This is a genomic window from Fusobacterium sp. SYSU M8D902 (assembly GCF_040199715.1).
GTDB lineage: Bacteria > Fusobacteriota > Fusobacteriia > Fusobacteriales > Fusobacteriaceae > Fusobacterium_A.
Map to the genome: position 1 here is coordinate 1 of NZ_JBEFNA010000055.1, position 2,441 is coordinate 2,441.

Sequence of the window (2,441 nt, forward strand, 5' to 3'; positions counted from 1 at the left end):
TGTGTTTTGCAAGTGAATTAATAATGTTTTGCCACTTAAATTTGAAACAAAATCCATTGTAAATTTTTATTGACTAGATGCTATTTATAGTTGAATTTTTTATTCTGTAACTACTTCCTGTGAAATGAAGGATATGGCAGTGATGGATTATTCTATCTATGATAGCACTAGTTAATTTTTTATCCATAAATATACTTATCCATTTACCAAACTCTAAATTAGTTGTAATTATTAGACTTTTTCTTTCATAAAAATCTGCTATTACTTGAAAGAGAAGCTCAGCACCACGCAATGAAATGGGAATATACCCCCATTCATCGCATATCAGCAGGTCATATTTATTTAAACTGGTAGTGAAACGGCGTAATTCACCCCTTTCACTTGCTTCTATCAGCTCATTCACTAAATGAGCTACCTTAAAAAATCTAACTTTCTTTCCTCTATTGCAGGCTTCTATCCCTAAAGCAATGGCAAGATGTGTTTTGCCTGTTCCTACGGGCCCGTAAAAAACTAAATTTTCTGTCTTATCTATATACTCACCCTCTCTTAAACCTTCTATATTTATTGTTTCTGGAATATCTATATTAGAAAAATCATATCCTTCTAAACTTTTGTAAATTTCAAATCTAGCTTGTTTTAAAAGTCTTGTTTTTCTATTTATTTGTTGATGTTCATAGGCACATTTTAAGACATTTGCTAAGTATTCCTCTTTAGTTGTAAAAGGAATATCTTCAAACTCATCTAAAAAATCTCTTCCTAATTTTAATTTCTTTGCATACTCTGTTAATATATCTCTCATTTTTTAAACCCTCCCTAAAAATTTATCGTAATATCTTAAATCAATATCATATTCTTTTATTTTAGGGACTTTTTCTGGTAAATCTTGCAATTCTTCTCTTTTAAAATCACATTCTACATAGCGATAATATGTGGCAAGAATTGAATCTGGAGAGAATCTGCCGGCAACTATGGTATCTTGCAAAACAGCTGTTGCCGTTTCCATTGAACTTTCTATTAACATTTTTCCTAGAACTTTAAGTATTCTTTTTCTTTGCTCGTTATCTTTATCTTTTAAGAAATCTTTCCATACTTTAGGTAAAGTTTGGTAAAATTCAGTATTTTCTAATGCGTTAATTTTTTGAATAATTAATGGTAAAGATTCTTTGTAACTTATGATTGTCTTATATTTTTCAAAACAACGGTCATGTTTTATCAGCTCTTTTCCATTTTCATCAAAGATAGTTAGAGTATTAGCTTCTATTTTAACTAAAAGCTCTGCATTTCTATATATTGGCATTACTGTGTAAGTATTAGTATCAACTTCTATGTTTCCATATTTATTGGCTTTTCTTTTCTCTAATCTAAAGACATCAAAATTAATAGGATTTATTTTCTGCATATATTTTAATTGCTCTTGATACAATCCTGCGATTTCCACTTTTTTCTTGTAGTGTAACCTTTTATGGTCTTTATCGCATAGTTCTAGCAGTTTTTTATTAAATTCATTTATATCATTAAATTCTGGTTCAGGCACTAAATAGTTTCTTCGTAAGTATCCTACTTTATTTTCTGTAGAACCTTTTTCATTCCCACTGGCTGGATTGCAAAAGATAGGCTTAAAAGAATAATGTGCAGCAAATGCTTGGAAAAATTTATTTATTTTTCTTTCTTTTCTATTTTTTCTGTTAGTTATTTTTACAGCAGCTGAAAGGTTATCAAACCATATTTCTGAAGGAACTCTTCCTATATGTTGAAATATCTTTTTCATTCCTTCCAAAAGGCATTCTTGAGTTTCACCACGAAAAACTTGGATAAACCCAGCATTACTATATGGCAGAGTCATAACTAAGTAGCTTCCCTGTACTTTTTTTCCTTTTTCAAAGAAAGTAACTTTTCCAAAATCAACTTGTGCTTCTTCTTTAGAGTGTGATAATTGCAAAAATTCTTCTTTTCCAATATTAAGTTCAAGTTTGATCTTAGCTACGAACTTAGCGAGAGTTCTGTAACTTGCAGTATATATATCTGGGTATTTTTCGCATAATCTCATATGAATTCTTTTTGCAGTATGTCTCTGTTTATGAGGTCTTCCTTTATCTTCCATCAGCCATTTTCTGACAGTATCTTTAAATGGATCAAGCTTAGTAGGTTTCTTAGGAGTATTAAATTTAGGTGTCATATTCTCCATTTCTTCATATTTTTTAATGGTATTGTATGAACATCCAGTAATTTTTTTAACCGAAGCATAGCTTAACCCTTGAACTCTTTTCAAATATTTGATATTATTAATTATATCCATTGTAATCATTTATCCTTTCTCCTTTTAACAGATTGGTCTCTATTAAAAGGTTAACAGTATTGTGATAAATTTACAATGGATTTTTTTATTTAAAACAGTAACTTTTTAAACGACAACTTCTTCATTTTTATTATACATCAAACAA

At 29.4% G+C, this 2,441-nt stretch carries 2 protein-coding genes; both read right to left on the bottom strand.

The annotated features are described in order from the left end of the window. Nucleotides 1-73 precede the first annotated feature (73 nt). On the bottom strand, nt 74-799 hold the full coding sequence (gene istB / locus ABNK64_RS10960; RefSeq protein ID WP_349764411.1) for an IS21-like element helper ATPase IstB: 726 nt from the start codon (nt 797-799) through the stop codon (nt 74-76). A 3-nt stretch (nt 800-802) separates the two neighbouring features. Continuing rightward, a complete protein-coding gene (gene istA, locus ABNK64_RS10965; RefSeq protein ID WP_349764412.1) occupies nt 803-2,305 on the bottom strand; it encodes an IS21 family transposase in 1,503 nt (500 codons plus the stop codon). Between the last annotated feature and the right edge of the window lie 136 nt (nt 2,306-2,441).

Bases quoted from the DNA above. Each gene is read 5' to 3' on its own strand.
- istB (WP_349764411.1), bottom strand. From the start codon at position 799: ATGAGAGATATATTAACAGAGTATGCAAAGAAATTAAAATTAGGAAGA.
- istA (WP_349764412.1), bottom strand. From the start codon at position 2,305: ATGATTACAATGGATATAATTAATAATATCAAATATTTGAAAAGAGTT.